Genomic DNA, 17,744 nt, shown 5'->3' on the forward strand with positions numbered 1-17,744 from the left:
CAACCGCGTGGCTGTTCATCGCCTCGATCCAGCTCCTTACTCGCCGCATCGCAAGAGCATGAAATCAGGCCCGATAGTTTTGAATCAGACTCTTACACATCGGCACAACAACGATGCCAGTGCGATAATTTATGGCCATCTCAGAGACGGACTTCGCACATTACGTATACAGCAAGGCGGAAGGTGACACCATTTCACGGGCAAGCTCCGGAAGGGGCGACAATCGACCGGGCATATGCTCGATCGAACGGGAAACCCAGACTTGAAGGAATGGATACTTGCGCAAGAAGACGGCAATGATCGCTTCGCTCGCAGCTCTCGGCTTCCTCGCCGTCAGTGCCGGACCGGTGCTGGCGGACGGGATGCCGCCGGGCATGCCCGATCTTGAGGAGACCCTCAAGGCCAGGCCGGCGCCTGCCCAGCCCGATCCTGCCCACATGCAGGGCATGGCTCACGGTAAGGAGCAGATGCACGGCCAGATGATGCAGGGCCATCGAATGGCGATGCGGGATTCGCAGGACCAGGACGGCGCCTCCGGCATGTCACACAGGTCGGACGGTGGTTGCTGACCCTGCCATCATTCCATCAGACGACAAGGTTGACGGACAAGATCATGGCCGCTTTCAACCGAAGCCTTGGTCCGCCGTTCCCACGGCGGGCCAATCGCTTTTCTGGCCGGTCTCAGGACGAGAAAACCAGGCCGGGTCACATTTTTGATCGATCCCGGATCATCATTTTACGCGCCTGCTCCAGCAGGCACACGGCCGATCGGATTTCGATTCGTAACTTACGTATACAGACAGCGTCTCGCTAGCAGCATTGAAGCTTCGGAATTGCCGGGATCGGAACGTCGATCGGGCAACAGGAAGAACACTCGGAGACCCTCAATGCGACAGACGACATTTCTCGCGGCGCCCGTCAGCCTCTTCGCGACGCTAACCTTCGCCGCCGGCACCGCTCTCGCCCAGTCGACGCCCGCGCCCGCGCAGGCTGCGCCGGCCCATGCCCACCAGCAGGGCATGGATCATGGCGGGCAGCAGATGCACGATCAGATGATGAAGGATCATCAGGCCGGCGCGCAGAAGCAGCAGGGGCAACCGGCCCAGCAGGATCAACAGGGCATGTCGGGGATGGCCGGCATGTCCGGCGGCTCGCCTGCATCGAACGGCTCGGGCATGGCCGGTAAGGCGAAGAGTGGCTGCTGCAAGATGCCGATGAAGAAGGCCAAGCCGGCGGCGAAGAAGAAGACCGCCAAGCCCATGGCCGACAAGCCGATGAGCGACATGTGAGGTTTCCAGCCCCGAGAACAGACCCCAGGGGCTGAGGGCCCGCCGTTCCCCCGCGGCGGGCCAGTTCTTTGACGATGCCCAGCGTCGCCCCGTGCTCCCAGCTTTCAAAACCGGGTCCGAGCGTCTGACTTGACAGAGGAAACAGCGATGCGAAAACATCTTGGCGTCGGTGCTGCTGTTGGCTTTCTGCTCTTTGGCAGCACGCCGCTCCTCGCACAGGGTATCGGCCATAGCTTGTTCATGCGCGGCAAGATCGTCCGTATGGATGCGGGCGGCACAGTGGCCTGCCTGGGTAAGGCCGATGGCGCGCACATCGGGCAGATACTCGAAGTCTATCACGCAACGCCGCGCCACCGCCGTCTTGTCGGTCATGTCGAAGTCGACCAGATTTTCGACGACCATTATGCTCATTTCCGCGTGAGGGACGGGACGCTTCAGAAAGGCGATTGGGTGAGCCTAAAGCGCGTCCGGGCGTAACGCCAGAATTGGAATGCCAAGCGCCGCCCTCGCCAAAAGAAGACTCGGCCGAGTAACGCCTGTCTCGGCATAATTCCGATCAGGCGTGCGCGAATACGTTCAGGAGTCGATGAATAGTCATCGGCTCTGTTGGCGTGTCTGACCCTCAAGCCCGCGACCCCGATACCAGACTACCTTCTGCGGAACTTACTTATAGGCCACCCGGGCAAAGAGATTACTCCGTCAGGCCATCGATAGAGATGGAGTCAGGTTATGTTCGAGAAGGCGATCGGGACCATTAACGCGGCGGCCTCCTTCCGACACCGCTATGATAATTTCATCGGAGGCCGCTGGAGCGCTCCTGCGGGCGGCGAGTATTTCGCCGACACGAGCCCGATCAATGGCGCCCAGATCGCAGAGTTCGCGCTGTCGACGCCGGAAGATGTCGAGCGCGCGCTCGATGCGGCGCACGCCGCCAAGGATCAATGGGCAAGGATCGCGCCCGCCGAACGCGCCAGGATTCTCAATCGCGTCGCCGACCGGCTCGAAGACAATCTGGAGTTGCTGGCACTTGCCGAGACGATCGACAATGGCAAGCCGATCCGCGAGACGCGCGCTGCCGACGTGCCGCTCGCGATCGACCATTTCCGCTACTTCGCCGGCTGCATCCGGGCGGAGGAAGGCGGCATCTCGACGATCGATGCGGACACCATCGCCTATCATTTCCGCGAGCCGCTCGGCGTCGTCGGCCAGATCATCCCGTGGAACTTCCCGCTGCTGATGGCGGCGTGGAAGATCGCCCCGGCGCTGGCGGCGGGCAACTGCACCGTCATCAAACCCGCATCCCAGACGCCGCTCACCTTGCTGATGTTCGCCGAGCTCACCGCCGACATCCTGCCGCCCGGCGTGCTCAATGTCGTTACCGGCCCGGGACGGACCGTTGGCCAGGCGATCGCCGCCAATCCGCGCATCGCCAAGGTCTCGTTCACCGGCGAGACCGTCACCGGCAAGCAGATCATGCACGCCGCGGCGGACCATCTGATCCCCCAGACGATGGAGCTTGGCGGCAAGTCGCCCAACATCTTCATGGCGGACGTGCTCGACGAGGACGATGCCTTCTTCGACAAGGCGCTCGAAGGCTTTACTTTGTTCGCCTTCAACAAGGGCGAGGTCTGTACCTGCCCGTCGCGCGCCCTGATCCATGAGTCGATCTTCGACCGCTTCATCGAGCGCGCCGTGGCGCGCGTCGCCGCGATCCGCCAGGGCGATCCGCTCGACCCGTCGGTCCAGGTCGGCGCGCAGGCGTCGGAGGACCAGCTCCACAAGATCCTGGGCTATATCGATATCGGCAAGGCCGAGGGCGCGCAGTGTCTGGTCGGTGGCGCCAGGGCGCTGCCGGGCGGTGCGCTCGACCAGGGCTATTTCGTGCAGCCGACCGTGTTCGTGGGTCAGAACCACATGCGCATCTTCCAGGAGGAGATCTTCGGTCCCGTCCTGTCGGTCACCACGTTCAAGACGGTCGAGGAGGCGATCGCACTTGCCAATGACACCGCCTACGGTCTTGGCGCGGGCGTCTGGACCCGGAGCGGCAACACCGCCTACCGGCTCGGCCGCGCGATCGAGGCCGGGCGGGTCTGGACCAACTGCTATCATCAGTACCCCGCCCATGCCGCCTTCGGCGGATACAAGGCATCGGGCTTCGGGCGTGAAAACCACCGGATGATGCTCGATCATTATCAGCAGACCAAGAATCTGCTCGTCTCCTATGACGAGCACGCGCTCGGCCTATTCTGACCCCCCGCTTAAAAGGAGAAACGGACATGGCGAAAACCATGAAGGCGGCGGTCGTCCGCGAATTTGGCAAGCCCCTGGTCATCGAGGACGCGCCGATCCCGACGGTCGGCCCCGGGCAGGTCCTGGTCAAGATTGCGGCAACCGGCGTGTGCCATACCGACCTGCACGCGGCAGAAGGGGACTGGCCGGTCAAGCCCAACCCGCCCTTCATTCCTGGCCATGAGGGCGTCGGGCATGTCGCCGCCGTTGGTGCCGGCGTCACCCATGTGAAGGAAGGCGACCGGGTCGGTGTGCCCTGGCTCTACACCGCCTGCGGGCACTGCGTGCATTGCCTGGGTGGCTGGGAGACGCTTTGCCACGAACAGCAGAACACCGGCTATTCGGTCAATGGCAGCTTTGCCGAATATGTCCTCGCCGATCCCAACTATGTTGGTCACCTTCCCGACAATGTCGACTTCCTCGACATTGCGCCGATCCTCTGCGCGGGCGTCACCGTCTACAAGGGATTGAAGGCCACCGAGGCCCGACCCGGCGAGTGGGTGGTCGTCTCCGGCATTGGCGGGCTCGGCCACATGGCGGTGCAATATGCCCGAGCCATGGGTCTCAATGTGGCCGCGGTCGACATCGACGATAGCAAGCTCGACCTCGCTACACGCCTTGGCGCCACACTGACGGTCAACGCGCGCAACGAGGACCCTTCGGCAGCGCTCAAGAAAGCCATTGGCGGCGCGCACGGGGCGCTGGTGACCGCCGTTTCGCCCAAGGCGTTCCAGCAGGCGCTCGGCATGGTCCGGCGCGGCGGCACGGTCGCGCTCAACGGCCTGCCGCCGGGCGACTTCCCGTTGTCGATCTTCGACACCGTGCTGAACGGCATTACCGTGCGCGGCTCGATCGTCGGCACGCGGCTCGATCTGCTCGAGGCACTGGCGTTCGCCGGCGAGGGCAAGGTCAAGGCCACGGTCCATGCAGACAAGCTGGAGAACATCAACGACGTCTTCTCCCGCATGCATCATGGCGACATCGAGGGCCGGATCGTCCTCGACCTCGCCTGAAGCCGACTTCGCGAAAGTACAGTTCATGTCTCCCTTACATATCCGGCCGATCGCGCGGCGCCGTTTCGTCCAGGGGCTGGCGATCGGCGGCGCGGTCGCCGGTTTCGCCCCGGCGCTTCTCGCGCGATCCGCACCAACCTTGCCCGCTGAGCTGAGCGGGACCGAGTTCGACCTCGAGATCGCCGAGCTGCCGGTCAACTTCACCGGCAAACGCCGTATCGCGACCGCCGTGAACGGCAGCGTGCCCGCGCCGGTCCTGCGCCTGCGCGAAGGCGACACGGTCACGCTGCGCGTACGCAACGGCCTCAAGGAGATGTCGAGCATCCATTGGCACGGCATCATCGTGCCGGCGGAGATGGACGGCGTGCCCGGCATCAGCTTTGCCGGCATCGCGCCGGGCGAGACCTTCACCTATCGCTTCGAGGTCCGCCAGAGCGGAACCTACTGGTATCACGCTCACACGCTCGCCGAGCAGACGGGACTCTATGGAGCGATCATCGTGGAGCCAAAACAGGTGCCGACGGCGCGGGCGCCCGATCGCGACTATTGCATCGTGCTCAGCGACTGGTCGGACGAGCCGCCGCTGCAGATCTTCCTCAATCTCAAGAAGCAGAGCAGCTACTATAATTTTGCGCAGCCGACCGCCGGCGATTTCCTCAAGGATGTCGGCACCATGGGCTTGGGCAAGGCGCTCGAGCGGCGGCGGATGTGGAACAGCTCGCGGATGAACCCGACCGACTACAGCGATGTCTCTGCCGCGACCTACACCTATCTGATGAACGGCGCGCCGCCCGCCGGCAACTGGACCGGTATCGCCGCGCCCGGCGAGCGCGTGCGCCTGCGCTTCGTCGGCGCGGGGACGGCGACGTTCTTCGACGTGCGGATCCCCGGGGTCGAGCTGACGGTCGTATCGACCGACGGGCAGCCGGTCGAGCCGGTCACGGTCGAGGAATTCCGGATCGGCCCGGGCGAGACCTATGACGTCGAGTTCACCATGCCCGAGGGCGGCGCCCGCACCATCTTCGCGCAGGCGATCGATCGGAGCGGCTATGCCCGTGGTACGATCGCACCAGCCCCGGGCATGGCGGCAGCCGTGCCGCCGCTCGAGGCCCGGACCTGGCTCGAGCCGGTCGACATGATGGGCGCGATGGCGACGATGGGCGCAATGGGAGGCGACGCGCATGCCGGGCACGGCATGACCGAGATGGCGGCCAGGGCACGGCACGCCCGCACCGAATATGGCGCCAATACCGACATGCGCGTCGACTATCCGCGCACCAATCTGGACGATCCCGGCGCCGGGCTGCGCCGGCGCGGCTGGCGCGTGCTGACGCTGGCCGATTTGCGCACGCCGGGCGGCGATCCGGACCCGCGCGAGCCCGAGCGCGACATCGAGCTGCATCTGACGGGCAATATGGAACGGTTCATCTGGTCGCTCGACGGCATCAAGCTCAACGATTCCAGGCCGCTCCATTTCAGGCCGAACGAGCGGCTGCGCGTCACCTTCGTCAACGACACGATGATGGCGCATCCGATGCATCTGCACGGCATGTGGAGCGATGTCGAAGGCCCGGACGGCGCCTTCCAGGTCCGCAAGCATACGGTGGTGGTCCAGCCCGCCCAACGGGTGAGCTTCCGCGTCACCGCCGACGCCATGGGCCGATGGGCCTTCCATTGCCATCTGCTCTATCACATGGCGGCCGGCATGTTCCGGGAGGTGGTGGTCGCATGATCCGGATTTTCCCCTCGCGCGGCATCGCTCTTGGCGCTGCCCTCTTCCTGGCGCCGGCGATCACGGCCCCCGCCCTCGCGCAGGATGCCTCGCCCCCGTCGCCCGCCACCACCCCTGCCCAAACGGCCACTCCCGCTCCGCACACTCCTTCCGCGCAAGGCTCTCAGGACCATGCGGGCATGGACATGCCGGGCATGGATATGACCGACACGAAGGCGTCCGGTAACGGCGCCACGATGGACATGGGCTCGATGCAGGGCGGCCAGGCCCCGCCGGACGCGCGCAACTCGGACGATTATGCCGACGGCTACCGCAACTCGACGCTGCCGGGCTATGAGATGGCCGACAAGCTCTCAATCCCCAAGATACTTGTCGATGAGCTTGAGTTCACCAGCGGCAACGAGGGTCAGGGCGTGGGCTGGACCGTGCTCGTCACCAAGGGTCAGGACAATGACAAGCTCTGGCTGCGCAGCCAGGGGCTCAAGAACTCCCGCGACCAACGTCTCGATCCGGAGAGCAGCGTCGAGGCGCTGTGGTGGCACAGCAAGAACCCGTTCTGGGGCACGCTGCTCGGGGTCAGGCAGGATCTCGGCAAGGGTGCGACCACCTGGCTGGCCGCCGGCGTCGAGGGACTGGCGCCCTATTGGTTCGACGTCCAGCTCACCGGCTATGTAGGAACCGATGGGCGTCTCGCGGCGCGCGCCAAGGCGTCCTATGAGGTCTTGTTCACCAATCGGTTGATCCTTACGCCGCAGGTGGAGACCAATATCTATTCGAAGCGGTCGAGCGATCGGCAGCTCGGCAGCGGCTTCAGCAATGTCGAGCTGAGTGGACGGTTGCGCTACGAGGTGTCGCGCAAGTTCGCGCCCTATATCGGCTTCGTCTGGGAGCGCGCATTTGACGGCACGGCCGATTTCCGTCGCCTGCGCGGGGAAGGGCCTTCCGAACACAGGCTGGTGATCGGCTTGCGCGCCTGGTGGTGATCCGCGGATGGCCACTCGAGGGGTCGACCGCGAACGCGCCGCGTGACAAGGCTGGATCGCAAGCCAACGGTCGCTGGCCGGCCTCCTTTTTCGTCTTGTTGCTCGCGGCGGCTGCGGCGTCGGCGGGACAGACGGCCATTCTCGCCTTCCTTCCGGCACTGGTCGACCCGGCTCGTGGCGCGCTATCGTCAAGCGCTCATGATTTTCATGTCGCGAGCCTGACCGCGGTCCATCCCCTGGCAGCCTTGCTGGCGGCGCCGCTCTGGGGCTGGATCGCGGACCGGGTCGACTATCGGGCGATGTTGCGCGCAGCGCTGGTCATCCTCGCCCTGGTGACCGCGCCGATCGGCCTCGTCGGGCTGCCTGAGCTTTATGCATTGCGCCTGGTGGCGGGGATGGCGTCGGCCGCCATCATACCGTTGGGCTTGCTCTGCGCGAGCTTTGCCGCAAACGAGCGCGCGGACCAGGCGCGGCGCTTCACCTGGCTGACCGCCTTCTTGTTTCTGGGCGATCTCGCCGGTCCGCTGGTGGCGGAGGTCTCGGCCGCGATCCTGCCCCGCGCTCCCCTCATGATCCTCGCTTTCGGCATCGGTGCCGTCGGGGCGGCGCTTTGCGCCGTGCGTCTGCCGCGCTGGTGTGCACCTTGCATCGATGGCGGAGACCTGCCCGCGCCGACGCTCGGCGCGACGCTGATCCTGCTTTTCGTCACGATCGTCGCGGGCGGCGGGCTGGCGGCGATGCATGTCAATCTCCTGGTGACGCGGAGCGTCATTTCGCTGAGCCGCGAAGAGATCGCCTGGATGCTCAGTCTCTGCGGATTGGGCATGCTGGCAGCACAGATCTTCCATGCGAGGCTCGATTGGCTGGTGACCATGCCGAGGCGGCTTGCGGGGCTGACGCTCGGCCTGCTGGCTGCGGCGCTCTTCCTGTTCCCTGTCGCCGCGAGCATGGCCGAACTCAGTGGGATCATCGTTGCTGCCGGCTGGAGCTCGGCAACCCTTCGATTGGTCACCAGCTTCTGGATCAGCGGTGCGGCAGCCCCTTCGGGTCTGAAGCTCGGTCTCCAGCATTCCGCCGCCAGCATCGGGCAGGCGCTCGCGCCGCTGGCGATCGCCGTCGTCGCTCCCGGGGCGCAGCACTTAGTCTTGTGGGGGATTGGTGGTCTGTCGCTGGCGCTGCTTGTGTCCTTGCCGCTCGCCTGGAGGCCGCGCGCCATCGTGAAATCTTCAGCGTGATGAGGGGTAGGGGGCATCAATGCGTATAGATCATTAGGAACCCTATCGCATGCTTCCGGGAGCCGTTCATGAAGACCCGTCTTTCTGCCGCCTTGCTGTTCCTCGCCCTGCCCGGCGCAGCGCTTGCGGCGAATGATGTCGTCGTCCACCGGGACCCGGGTTGTGGATGCTGTGAGAAGTGGGCCCAGGCGCTTCGCGCGAAGCTGGGCCGCACGGTCGTCATGCGCGACGATGCGTCGCGCGGGGCGCTTCAGCGGAGGGCCGGCATGCCGGGCACGCTGGCATCCTGCCACAGCGCGATGGTTGATGGCTATCTGATCGAGGGCCATGTCCCGGTCGCCGATATCAAGCGCCTGCTGGCAACCCGTCCCGTAGGCGTCAGAGGCATTGCGGTGGCGGGGATGCCGATCGGCTCGGAGGGCATGGAAGTGGCAGGCGCCGCCCGCCAACCCTATGCGGTGGTGTCGTTCGGCAGTTCGGGCCAGAAGGTCTTCGCGCGGCATTGATCACGCACGCCTCGGCTCTCGCTGGTGATTTCCTGTTTGAATGACTGGGACTTGCTCGCCCCCACCTGTATAGTCATTTGATGCATGCTCCCGCTCGCCCCCATAGCCGCGCATCCGCTCCCCGGACGAAAGCTGCTTCTGTGGGCGAACCCGCGGTCGACGCTGCCGGTGCGGAGAAGCAACCTCGCTATGTGGCGATCAAAGACAGCATTTTCGAGGACATCCGGGAAGGTCGCCTGAAGCCCGGCGACCAGACGCCGTCAGAGGCCGAGCTCGTCGAGACGTTCAAAGTCTCGCGCATGACCGCAAACCGGGCGTTGCGGGAACTGCAATCGGCCGGTGTCGTGGTACGGCGGGCGGGGCGGGGCAGCTTTGTCGCCGAGCCCCGGCCGATCGGGCAGCTGATCGAGATCCGCAACATCGCGGAGGAGGTGCGCGGCAGGGGCCACGCCTATCGCGCGCGCGTCATTTATAATATCGAGATACGGGCTGATGCGGAAAGGGCAGCTCTGCTGGAAGTCGGCTTGGGCACGCGCCTCTTCCATTCGCTTATCGTCCATCACGAGACCGAATTCCCAATTCAGGTCGAGGAGCGCTTTGTACTGGCATCTGCTGCGCCACGCTACGGAGAGAGGGATTTCAGCGCCTCGACGCCGAATGAATATCTGACACGTGTTGCCCCGCTCGAGCGAGTAGAGCACCGGGTGTGCGCGGCGATGCCGGATACAGCCATGCGAACAATGCTGGGCCTCGCTGAAGGAGAACCAGTGCTAATGATGACGCGCAGAACCTGGAGTCGCGGACGTCTCGTATCGCACGCTTGGCTCACGCACCCGGGCAATCGGTTCGAGCTATCGGCGGCTTTTTCTGTTGGGACCTAGCGATCAGCCCGCGCCCAACTTGACGGCCGATTTGCGCCTGCGCCGCAACCATCGCACGTCGGCGCGACTGAAGCTCTTAAACAGCAGGTAGAAGCCCGTCCCCGACAGCCACAAAGTACCGAACGCAACGAAGACGATCAGCGGGTGATTGAAGCTGGTGCGGTTCACATAGTCCATATTGTGGAGCATCCAGAAGAAATCCCAGGTGCGCCATGTGTCGCCGCGCATGACCAGGAATCGGCCGGTGTCGGCGGAGATGTAGGCGCTGCTGTTCTCTGCGTCCGCGAAATCCAGTCGCCACATGGTGCCTTCGTGCTCGCGCGCTTCCACATTCGGTTCGGCGAGCAACGTTGCCTTGCGGATCGGTGCTTCATTCACCATCGTCGCGACGTCGCGCGCGACCTGCTCGTCGACCCGAACCGGGGCGCCGCTCGTCGCGTCGATTAGCCGCGTGCCCGTGGTGGATCGAAGCTCGTAGACGGGGCGTGTGGCAAGGGACCGCAAGGCGATGCCGAGCACGGGACCATCAAGAGCGAGCTTTGCCGGCGCAATATAGTCACCGGCAGGTAGGGCGTGCTGATGGCTGGCCTGCGCACTGTGTCCGCCGACCTTCTCCTGATCGAGCAAGGCCATCATCGAGCCGCTCAGAGCCCAAAGGAGAAACTGCACGCCCAGGATCAGGCCGACCCATTTGTGGATGCGCCGAAAAAAGAGCGGGGTGAACCGGATTTTCTTCATGCCTTCTTCTTCCTGCGCCGCGGGAACGACCAAAGCAGCAGCCAAGCCCCGGCCAGCGCCATGGCAAGGGCACTCCAGGTCGCCACGCGCAGCAGCGGATTGTTGACGTCGGAGCGATCGTCATAGTCCATGATGTGCAGCATCCACGCGAAATCGAACACGCGCCACAGCGCATGGCGGCGCGAGATCAGCTCACCGGTCTGCGGAGAGAGATACAGGGTTGGCCGGTTCCAGGCATCGAATTCGACCTGCCAATAGGGAGGCTTGCGCGCCTGCATTTCCAGTGGCGCCGTCGTCAGCAGCCGGGCTGCGACGATGTCCCCGGTGCCGCTGTAGATGCGCCGAGCGGCGGCGCGGATTTGTGCCTCGCTCAAATCGGGGATGGGCTGTCCCGAACCTGCATCGAAGAGTCTTGGACCACCCGGGGTTTGCGCGCGCCAGACGGGCTGATCCATGAACCGTTGCAGGCGGATCTCGGACGCGTCGGGAGCCGATTGAACAATCCGCGCCGGCGGGACGAAGCTCGCAAGGTCGATGGGGGCGACGACCGGTGGGCGGACCAGATCGTCGCCATGGATGATGTCGATATGGACGGCCACCATATAGAAGCCGGTCAGCGTCCAGAGCAGAACCTGGACGCCGACGATCAGGGCCAGCCACTTGTGCGTCCGGCGGATGACCAAAGGCCAGCGAATTGCCATGTGCTGCCCTTCAGAACGCGGTTCGGAAGCCGGCGTAGAAGCGCCGTCCGAGCAGATCATAGGTCATCGTGTCGGTGTTGGCATCGGTGAAGCTCTGGATATAGGGCGCCTTGCGGTCGAACAGATTATCGGCCCCGATCTGGAAACGTGTCTTCTCGTCGATCGCGAAGGCAAGCTGAAGATTGTGGTAGAAGACGTTCGGCGTGCGGTAGCCGATGTCGCCGGCCGATGCGTTGAAGTCGGTCGCCTTGCCGATCCATTGTGTCGACCAGGTCGCGCTGATGCCGTCCTTTTCCGCCGTCAGCACGCCATAACCACGCCATTTCGGATAGCCGCCATTGCCGCCCCCGATAAACCCGTCGAAATAGATCGGCGCGCCGCCGGGGAAGGGGTTTACGACATATTTGTTGAGATAGGTCATGTTGAGATCCAAGGAGATCTTCACCTCGCCCACCGCACCACTGTACACCAGACCCAGATCGAGACCATTCATCTCCTCGCGGCCGGTGTTGATGGGCTGGGCGGAGAGGTAAGTGACCTCGCCGGTCAGCGCGCTGCGCGTAAAGTCGCTGCAGAACGGGTGCGACAGGTTCTGGCTCGCATAGCAGACTGCGAGCTTGGTCGAGCCGGGAATGGCCCGGATCGCGTCCTTGATCTTGATGTCGAACCAGTCTGCCGTCAGCGACAACCCTGGGATGATGCCGCGCGGCGATATCACCGTACCAACGGTCCAGGTCGTGGAGCTTTCGGGCCGAAGGCTCTGGTTACCGCCCACTGTGGTGAGGATCGTGGTGCCGAGCTGCGTATAGTTGGCCGGCACACCGGACGCCTGACAATTGGCGATCAAGGTCACGTTGCCGCTGGAGGTGTAGCGCGAGCAGGGATCGGTCGTGGTCAGATTGCCTTCCGAGACGCCGCCGAAAAGCTCCGGCACGTTGGGAATGCGAAAGCCCGTCCCATAAGTGCCGCGCAGACGGATGCTGTCATTGACTACCCAGTCGGCACTGAGCTTGTAATTCCAGTCGCTCCCGAAGAGATTATAGTCTGAGTAGCGGACTGCGCCATCGAGCGTGAGCGCCTTGGCGAAAGCTGTGTTGGCAAGCACCGGCACCGATAGCTCGAGATAGGCTTCCTTGGCGGTGCTCGAGCCCGAAATAGGATCCTGCTGATTGACGTTCGCCACGCCGAGCACCGTCAACGGGTCGGGATCGCGCCAGCCTTTTTCGCGCCGATAGACCACGCCGGTGGCGAAGGACACCGCGCCGGCTGGAAGGGAGAAGAGATCGCCGTTGAGGTCAGCCGTGACCGTGCCGAGTTCGTTGCCTCCGCGATCGCGCGAGGTGAACAGAATATAATCCAGAACCTGAGGTGTCAGGTCTCCGAACCCAAGATAGTCACCGCAGGGGATGGCCGCGCCCGCCGTGCTGGAGCATTTGCTCCTGTCGAGCGTGTTCGCGACGCGCTCGAGATTGGCGATGTTGGTCGAGCCGTCGACGGCCGTGTTACGCCCGAAGCTGCCCGCGACTTCCCAGGCCCAGTCGTTCGCCAGCTTGCCGCGCAGCCCGAAGGTGCCTTGCCAGGTATCGGTCTCCTGGAAGAAGTGGCGCGCGCCGGGTTCGGCGAGGCGGCGCTGGGCCAGGACCAGGTTCTGGCCGGTCGGATTGGTCGGATTGCTGGCTGGTATCGAGAGATTGCGCAGCGTGCCGGGTGTCGCGATCTGATTCGACTTGCGGAACGTATAGAGGAACTCGCCGAACGCCTGGATACCGTCGGTCAGCGCATAGTCCGCGAAGAAGGCCGTGCTGACGCGCTCGACTGGGCTGACCGCATTGAGAAACGGGTTCGAGTTGAAGTTGTGCTTGGCGGGACTGTAAGGCTCGTAGAAGTTCCCGTTCCCTCCGGGTACCTGGTTGAAGTTGATCTGTTGGCCGTTGGGCAGCACCGCGCGTCCGCCGATCGTCGAGGCGCTGTTGACGCAGCTCAGCGAGCCCGGCGTCGTTTCAGCGAGCGAGCAGGGCGCACGCGAGGCCATGTTGACGGCGCTGGTCTTCTGGTAGGTGACTGCTGCCATGAACCCGCCACGATCGTTGCGAATGCCCCAAAGTAGGTCCGCGGTGAGATCGGAGCCGTCGCCGCGCTCGGTAATGCCTTGTCGGACGCTGAGACCCAGGCCTTCATAATCGGTGCGCGTGACAAGGTTGACCACGCCGGCCATGGCATCGGCCCCGTAGATAGCGGACGCGCCATCCTTGAGGACATCGGTGCGTGCCAGCGCCACGACCGGGATCATGTTGAGATCGGGTGAGGAATTGGCGCCGGTGCCGCCCGCGACGAGACGTCGGCCGTTGAGGAGCACGAGTGTGCGCTTGATGCCGAGGCCGCGCAGATTGACCTGAGCAGTGCCATAACCGTTGTTGGTCCAGTAGGCCGATGTCTGGTTGCCCGCGAAGCCGGCATTGGCCGGCAAACGCTGCAAGGCGGTTTCGATATTGACGATGCCGGTATTTTGGATCTGCTCGGCGGTGACCACGGTGGCCGGTCCAACCCCGGCCAGATCCTGCCGACGGATTCGTGAGCCGGTAACGACGATGTCGCTGTCATCCCCCAGGACTTGTGCTTTTGGCTGCGGTGTCGGATCGGCCTGAGCGAGAGCCGGCGCGGCGCAGCCCGCGACGATGGCGGCGCTGCCGAGCAGGGCCATCCTGATGGTCATGTGCAATCCCCCTGACGTTTTAGAACAGCCACAGACAACATCAGTTGTATATACAGGTCAACAGTATTTTTCCTGTTTTTCCAATACCTTATTCTCGTGAAATTTAGATATAGATATAGCTATAATACGCACGCCAGACGTCGAACCCTCATGACTGAAGAGATATTTTTGCGAGCGCTCATTTGCAAAGCTGCTGAGATAGGAGATAGAATATCATATGGTAATACAGCCTCGCACGCTTCGATTTGATGATCGGGACATTTGGCCGGCAAGAATGCGAAGCGGCATGATCACATGTTATTGGTGTCGGCGTGATATACCTAGGTATAGCGCTAGAGATGCTCCGGGAACATTAGTCCTTTGCTGAGCTTGCACGCGCCAGGGAAAGTAATACCGATGCGGACCGCATTTGATCCTCGTTTCCTGGATGTGTCGCGCCTTCTTCCGGATTGAGCCGCAGGTTCGCCTTTTGAGGCAGATGAAACGACTCCTGACGAAACGTCGTGCGACGAGTCCGGCGACCTGAGATCGTCGCGCAGCCACTGGGTCACTTGGCGATGATCCAATCCGGTTCGGCAGTGGCGGCGCAGTCCTCGAACGTCGATCGCATCCGCGGAGCCGACGGGCCGGCTTGTGCATGAGCCGCCCTGATTTTGCCGCTGGGCAGTACGGCAGGTTGCGAAAAATGCTTGCTGTGTCCCGGTCGGCGCGCGGGCGTGCAGCTCGCGCCTCGCACGATCACACGCGCAGCAGTCGCCCCACCGCCCGCATGATCGTCGCCCGGCGCGCCGCGTGCTCGGCAGCGTCGCGTGCAGCTCCGGTCATGCACCAGAGCTGGGTGAGGGCGGCGACAAGCCGGACGACATCCAGGGGCGTGAAGTCGGCGACGATCCGCCCCTCGGCCTGCGCCGCTGCGATCCCGTCCAGCTTTTCCCCGAGAAGGACCTCGCCGGCCGGGAGCATCAGAACATCCTGGCCACGCTCCAAATGATGCCAGGTCAGCAGCCTCCACAGGCGCGGGCGTTCGACCAGCAAGTCATAGGTGCGCCCCGCATAACCCTCAAGATCATTGGGATCGAAGCGATCGGCCTGCGCCGCGTCCATCACTTCCTGCGTCAGCGCGGCATCGAAGAGCGCCTCCTTGTCCCCGAAATAGGTGTAGAGCATCGGCTTGCTGATACCCGCCGCCTGCGCAATCCGGTCGATCCGCGCGCCCGCCAGCCCATGGGACGCGAACTCCTCGGTCGCTGCAGCCAGGAGCGTCTCGCGGCTCTGTGCGGCATTCCGCCGGGTTCGTTGCTTCATCACACCTCCAAGCATTGACGCATTCCAGGTTTCAAGTTACCTACCAGTTGGTAATATATGGAGTAACATATGTCCAATCACTGGTTTCTCACGGGCGCGTCCAGCGGCATCGGCCGCCATCTGGCCGAACTGATCCTGGCCGCTGGCGACGACCTTACCGCGACGGCCCGCAAGCCCGAAAGCCTCGATGATCTCGCGGCGAAATATCCGAGCCAGCTGCGCGTCGAAGCGCTCGACGTCACGGTCAAGGACGATATTGCTGCGGTCGTGGCCCGGGCGCAGGCGCGTCGACCCGTCGATATTCTGGTCAACAACGCCGGCGGCGGCGTGATCGGCGCCACCGAAGAGATGTCGGACGCCGAGGTCGAAGGCCAGATCGCGCTCAATCTCATGGCGCCCATCCACATCACCCGCGCCTTTGTCCCCGCCATGCGGCTGCGCGGGAGCGGCCGGATCATCCAGATCTCCAGCGCTAGTGGTCAGGGCTCGCTTCCGACGAGCAGTCTCTATCATGTGGCCAAATGGGGCCTGGAGGGCTTCAGCGAATGCCTCCGCCAGGAGCTTGAACCCTTCAACCTGTTCGTGACACTGATCGAGCCGGGCGGGGCGCGCACCAGCTTCAGCCACAATCTGCAATTCGCCAGCGAGATCGCCGCGTATCGCGATACGCCCGCCGGCCATATCCGCAAGATGTTCGAGACCGCCGGAAACGAGCTCTACACGCTCGACCCGCAAAAGATCGCGCAAGGGATCGTTGATGTCGCAACCAGCGACCATCCGCCGCTGCGCGTGACTCTGGGGGGTGACGCTTTCGGCGTTGTCCAGGCGGCGCTGCAATCGCGGCTCGCCTTTCTGCAGTCCCAGGAAGCGCTCGCGCGCTCGGTCGCTTTCGACAGTTGAGCTTTTCCGTCTTCCAGCTTTCGTCTCCGCGCGGTGCGACGCGCCTCACCGGGGCCCGGCAACCCTGTCGTCAGCGCCGTTATCCGATACTTAGGTATAGTCATCCGACACGATTGCAGAGGCGCCACACGGGCAATCGCTTGGTACCATCGCAAGAGAGGAAAACCCTCGCGGTCGCCAATCAAGGGTGCGCAGACCTTCGCAGTCTGCGTGCCCTTGATGTGGCAGCGCGCCGCCCAGCCACGCGCGTCATGAACGGGAGCGGCCTTCTGCGAAACCCAACGCTCCGCCGCATTTTCTATAAGCTCTCGCTCGAATTGCTGCGCGCCGCCTTCTTCTTCCTGCGATTGGGCTTGAAGAATGACGAGTGTTTGTGCGCGCGTCTCAATAGGCGAGGCACACGGCTTCCGGTCGCCGCCGCCGTTCTTTGTCACAATGGCAAACGGCTACGGCCGGCGACCCTGATCGATCCGGCGTGCGAGCACGTCGGCAAGGATGACTTCGTGTGGATCAAAATGTCCCAGCCCAGCGAAACAGAACTTGCCGACATCGCCGGGAATTACGGCCTTCACCCGCTTGCCATGGAAGGTGCCGACAACGGCCACCAGATTTCGAAGCTCGACGATCACATGCTCAGGGTTGAGAGCGCCATCACCGGCATCCGCGACATCCTGATCTCGGTGTTCGAGGCGAGTCACCTGCTCGAACAGCAGCGCCAAGGTGCGATCACCCGTTAGCTTGCCGCCCGGGCTGCGATCCTCGCGGTGCCTACCGCGATTGCCGGAATCTACGGCATGAATTTCGAGAATATGCCCGAACTGAAGACGCAATGGGGATATTTCGTCATCCTCGGCGTCATCGCTGCGGTCTGCATTGGGCTCTACATCCGGTTCAAACGTAGCCACTGGCTTTGACGGCGCAGATCGGCTTTCCACATCGCGCCGGGCTGAGGCTGCCGGGGGCCGGCCGCCACAATTCAATGCTTTCGAAGCGTCTCGATGCGGTGCCGGTCCAACGCTTCGAGCAAAGCCCTGCCGATCAGCGGCTTTGCGAGAACATGATCGAAGCCCGCCTCAGCGGCCCGCGAGGCCAGCAGCGTGTCATGAAAGCCTGAGATCATGATCGCGCGTCCCGACCATCCGATCTCGCGAAGGTGACGCAGCATCGCGAATCCGTCGATGTCGGGCATGCGATAGTCGAGGATGACGCAGTCTGCCTCCTTCGCGCGGGGGTCGGCCAACAGCGCGTGGCCGGTCGTATATCCCCACACGGCATAGCCGCGCGATCTCAGCAGCAGCTGGAGGCCACGCCGCACGCCGGGATCGTCGTCGGAGACGAGGATGGTGTATCTGCCATCATGCTGAGTGGAACGGACCGATGGCATTGCGAGAAGCGGACACCCGTGTGACGATTGCACCATCGATCGCATATCGCGCCTCGTCCCGTCGCTACGTAGAGG

Annotated in this window: 16 protein-coding genes and 1 pseudogene; 12 read left to right on the forward strand and 5 right to left on the reverse strand. The window is 63.6% G+C overall.

From position 1 onward, the window contains the following. The first annotated feature begins 278 nt into the window (after positions 1-278). From BHE75_RS21345 to hutC, 10 genes are all read left to right on the forward strand, one after another. The gene (locus BHE75_RS21345; protein ID WP_007406388.1) at positions 279-569 is read left to right on the forward strand and encodes a hypothetical protein; all 291 of its coding nucleotides are present in this window, start codon (positions 279-281) and stop codon (positions 567-569) included. Positions 570-887: 318 nt separating this feature from the next. Continuing rightward, a complete protein-coding gene (locus BHE75_RS24630) occupies positions 888-1,289 on the forward strand; it encodes a hypothetical protein (protein ID WP_015449265.1) in 402 nt (133 codons plus the stop codon). 147 nt (positions 1,290-1,436) lie between these two features. Continuing rightward, the gene (locus BHE75_RS21355; RefSeq protein ID WP_004212674.1) at positions 1,437-1,766 is read left to right on the forward strand and encodes a hypothetical protein; all 330 of its coding nucleotides are present in this window, start codon (positions 1,437-1,439) and stop codon (positions 1,764-1,766) included. Positions 1,767-2,018: 252 nt separating this feature from the next. Beyond that, positions 2,019-3,539, forward strand: a complete 1,521-nt coding sequence (locus BHE75_RS21360; RefSeq protein WP_015449264.1) for an aldehyde dehydrogenase family protein — start codon at positions 2,019-2,021, stop codon at positions 3,537-3,539. Between the two features lie 26 nt (positions 3,540-3,565). Then, positions 3,566-4,591, forward strand: coding sequence for an alcohol dehydrogenase AdhP (adhP, locus tag BHE75_RS21365; RefSeq protein WP_004212676.1), 1,026 nt, complete (start codon positions 3,566-3,568; stop codon positions 4,589-4,591). Between the two features lie 25 nt (positions 4,592-4,616). Beyond that, entirely contained in the window at positions 4,617-6,323 is a 1,707-nt protein-coding gene (locus BHE75_RS21370) for a copper resistance system multicopper oxidase (protein ID WP_037486761.1), read from the forward strand. Beyond that, a complete protein-coding gene (locus BHE75_RS21375; protein ID WP_191225256.1) occupies positions 6,320-7,306 on the forward strand; it encodes a copper resistance protein B in 987 nt (328 codons plus the stop codon). The genes BHE75_RS21370 and BHE75_RS21375 overlap by 4 nt, the downstream gene beginning before the upstream one ends. Continuing rightward, positions 7,300-8,541, forward strand: a complete 1,242-nt coding sequence (locus tag BHE75_RS21380; RefSeq protein ID WP_015449261.1) for an MFS transporter — start codon at positions 7,300-7,302, stop codon at positions 8,539-8,541. Before BHE75_RS21375 ends, BHE75_RS21380 begins: the two co-directional genes overlap by 7 nt. Positions 8,542-8,609: 68 nt before the next feature. Continuing rightward, a complete protein-coding gene (locus tag BHE75_RS21385) occupies positions 8,610-9,047 on the forward strand; it encodes a DUF411 domain-containing protein (protein ID WP_004213035.1) in 438 nt (145 codons plus the stop codon). A gap of 191 nt (positions 9,048-9,238) precedes the next feature. After that, positions 9,239-9,928, forward strand: coding sequence for a histidine utilization repressor (hutC, locus tag BHE75_RS21390; protein WP_230588639.1), 690 nt, complete (start codon positions 9,239-9,241; stop codon positions 9,926-9,928). A gap of 3 nt (positions 9,929-9,931) precedes the next feature. Here the strand turns inward: hutC and BHE75_RS21395 are convergent, their stop codons facing one another. The 4 genes from BHE75_RS21395 to BHE75_RS21410 all read right to left on the reverse strand — a co-directional run bounded on the left by BHE75_RS21395 (position 9,932) and on the right by BHE75_RS21410 (position 15,385). Beyond that, complete coding sequence (locus tag BHE75_RS21395; protein WP_004213137.1) at positions 9,932-10,666, reverse strand: PepSY domain-containing protein; 735 nt, start codon at positions 10,664-10,666, stop codon at positions 9,932-9,934. Beyond that, positions 10,663-11,367 (reverse strand): PepSY domain-containing protein, encoded by a 705-nt coding sequence (locus tag BHE75_RS21400; RefSeq protein ID WP_004213138.1) that lies wholly within the window; start codon positions 11,365-11,367, stop codon positions 10,663-10,665. Before BHE75_RS21400 ends, BHE75_RS21395 begins: the two co-directional genes overlap by 4 nt. Before the next feature lie 10 nt (positions 11,368-11,377). Beyond that, on the reverse strand, positions 11,378-14,080 hold the full coding sequence (locus BHE75_RS21405) for a TonB-dependent receptor domain-containing protein (RefSeq protein ID WP_070936263.1): 2,703 nt from the start codon (positions 14,078-14,080) through the stop codon (positions 11,378-11,380). Between the two features lie 738 nt (positions 14,081-14,818). Further along, a complete protein-coding gene (locus BHE75_RS21410) occupies positions 14,819-15,385 on the reverse strand; it encodes a TetR family transcriptional regulator (protein WP_015449258.1) in 567 nt (188 codons plus the stop codon). 69 nt (positions 15,386-15,454) lie between these two features. Between BHE75_RS21410 and BHE75_RS21415 the strand changes: the two genes are divergently transcribed. Both BHE75_RS21415 and BHE75_RS25395 read left to right on the forward strand, forming a co-directional pair. After that, positions 15,455-16,285: an SDR family oxidoreductase gene (locus BHE75_RS21415; protein ID WP_015449257.1), complete on the forward strand. Its 831-nt coding sequence runs from the start codon at positions 15,455-15,457 to the stop codon at positions 16,283-16,285. Between the two features lie 611 nt (positions 16,286-16,896). Continuing rightward, positions 16,897-17,199, forward strand: a pseudogene (locus tag BHE75_RS25395) (CorA family divalent cation transporter); the annotation flags it as partial. 62 nt (positions 17,200-17,261) lie between these two features. On the opposite strand, the gene BHE75_RS21425 reads toward BHE75_RS25395, so the two are convergent. Beyond that, positions 17,262-17,669 carry a response regulator gene (locus tag BHE75_RS21425; protein ID WP_016743851.1) on the reverse strand — a complete coding sequence of 136 codons (408 nt, stop codon included), beginning with the start codon at positions 17,667-17,669 and terminating at the stop codon, positions 17,262-17,264. Positions 17,670-17,744 lie beyond the last annotated feature (75 nt).

Origin of the sequence: Edaphosphingomonas haloaromaticamans (assembly GCF_001853345.1) — a bacterium.
Classification (GTDB): domain Bacteria; phylum Pseudomonadota; class Alphaproteobacteria; order Sphingomonadales; family Sphingomonadaceae; genus Sphingomonas_E; species Sphingomonas_E fennica.

Coding starts and splice junctions, on each gene's coding strand:
- BHE75_RS21360 (WP_015449264.1), top strand. CDS start 2,019: ATGTTCGAGAAGGCGATCGGGACCATTAACGCGGCGGCCTCCTTCCGA.
- BHE75_RS21385 (WP_004213035.1), top strand. CDS start 8,610: ATGAAGACCCGTCTTTCTGCCGCCTTGCTGTTCCTCGCCCTGCCCGGC.
- BHE75_RS21400 (WP_004213138.1), bottom strand. CDS start 11,367: ATGGCAATTCGCTGGCCTTTGGTCATCCGCCGGACGCACAAGTGGCTG.
- BHE75_RS24630 (WP_015449265.1), top strand. CDS start 888: ATGCGACAGACGACATTTCTCGCGGCGCCCGTCAGCCTCTTCGCGACG.
- BHE75_RS21405 (WP_070936263.1), bottom strand. CDS start 14,080: ATGACCATCAGGATGGCCCTGCTCGGCAGCGCCGCCATCGTCGCGGGC.
- BHE75_RS21375 (WP_191225256.1), top strand. CDS start 6,320: ATGATCCGGATTTTCCCCTCGCGCGGCATCGCTCTTGGCGCTGCCCTC.
- BHE75_RS21415 (WP_015449257.1), top strand. CDS start 15,455: ATGTCCAATCACTGGTTTCTCACGGGCGCGTCCAGCGGCATCGGCCGC.
- BHE75_RS21355 (WP_004212674.1), top strand. CDS start 1,437: ATGCGAAAACATCTTGGCGTCGGTGCTGCTGTTGGCTTTCTGCTCTTT.
- BHE75_RS21395 (WP_004213137.1), bottom strand. CDS start 10,666: ATGAAGAAAATCCGGTTCACCCCGCTCTTTTTTCGGCGCATCCACAAA.
- adhP (WP_004212676.1), top strand. CDS start 3,566: ATGGCGAAAACCATGAAGGCGGCGGTCGTCCGCGAATTTGGCAAGCCC.
- BHE75_RS21410 (WP_015449258.1), bottom strand. CDS start 15,385: ATGAAGCAACGAACCCGGCGGAATGCCGCACAGAGCCGCGAGACGCTC.
- BHE75_RS21370 (WP_037486761.1), top strand. CDS start 4,617: ATGTCTCCCTTACATATCCGGCCGATCGCGCGGCGCCGTTTCGTCCAG.
- BHE75_RS21425 (WP_016743851.1), bottom strand. CDS start 17,669: ATGCCATCGGTCCGTTCCACTCAGCATGATGGCAGATACACCATCCTC.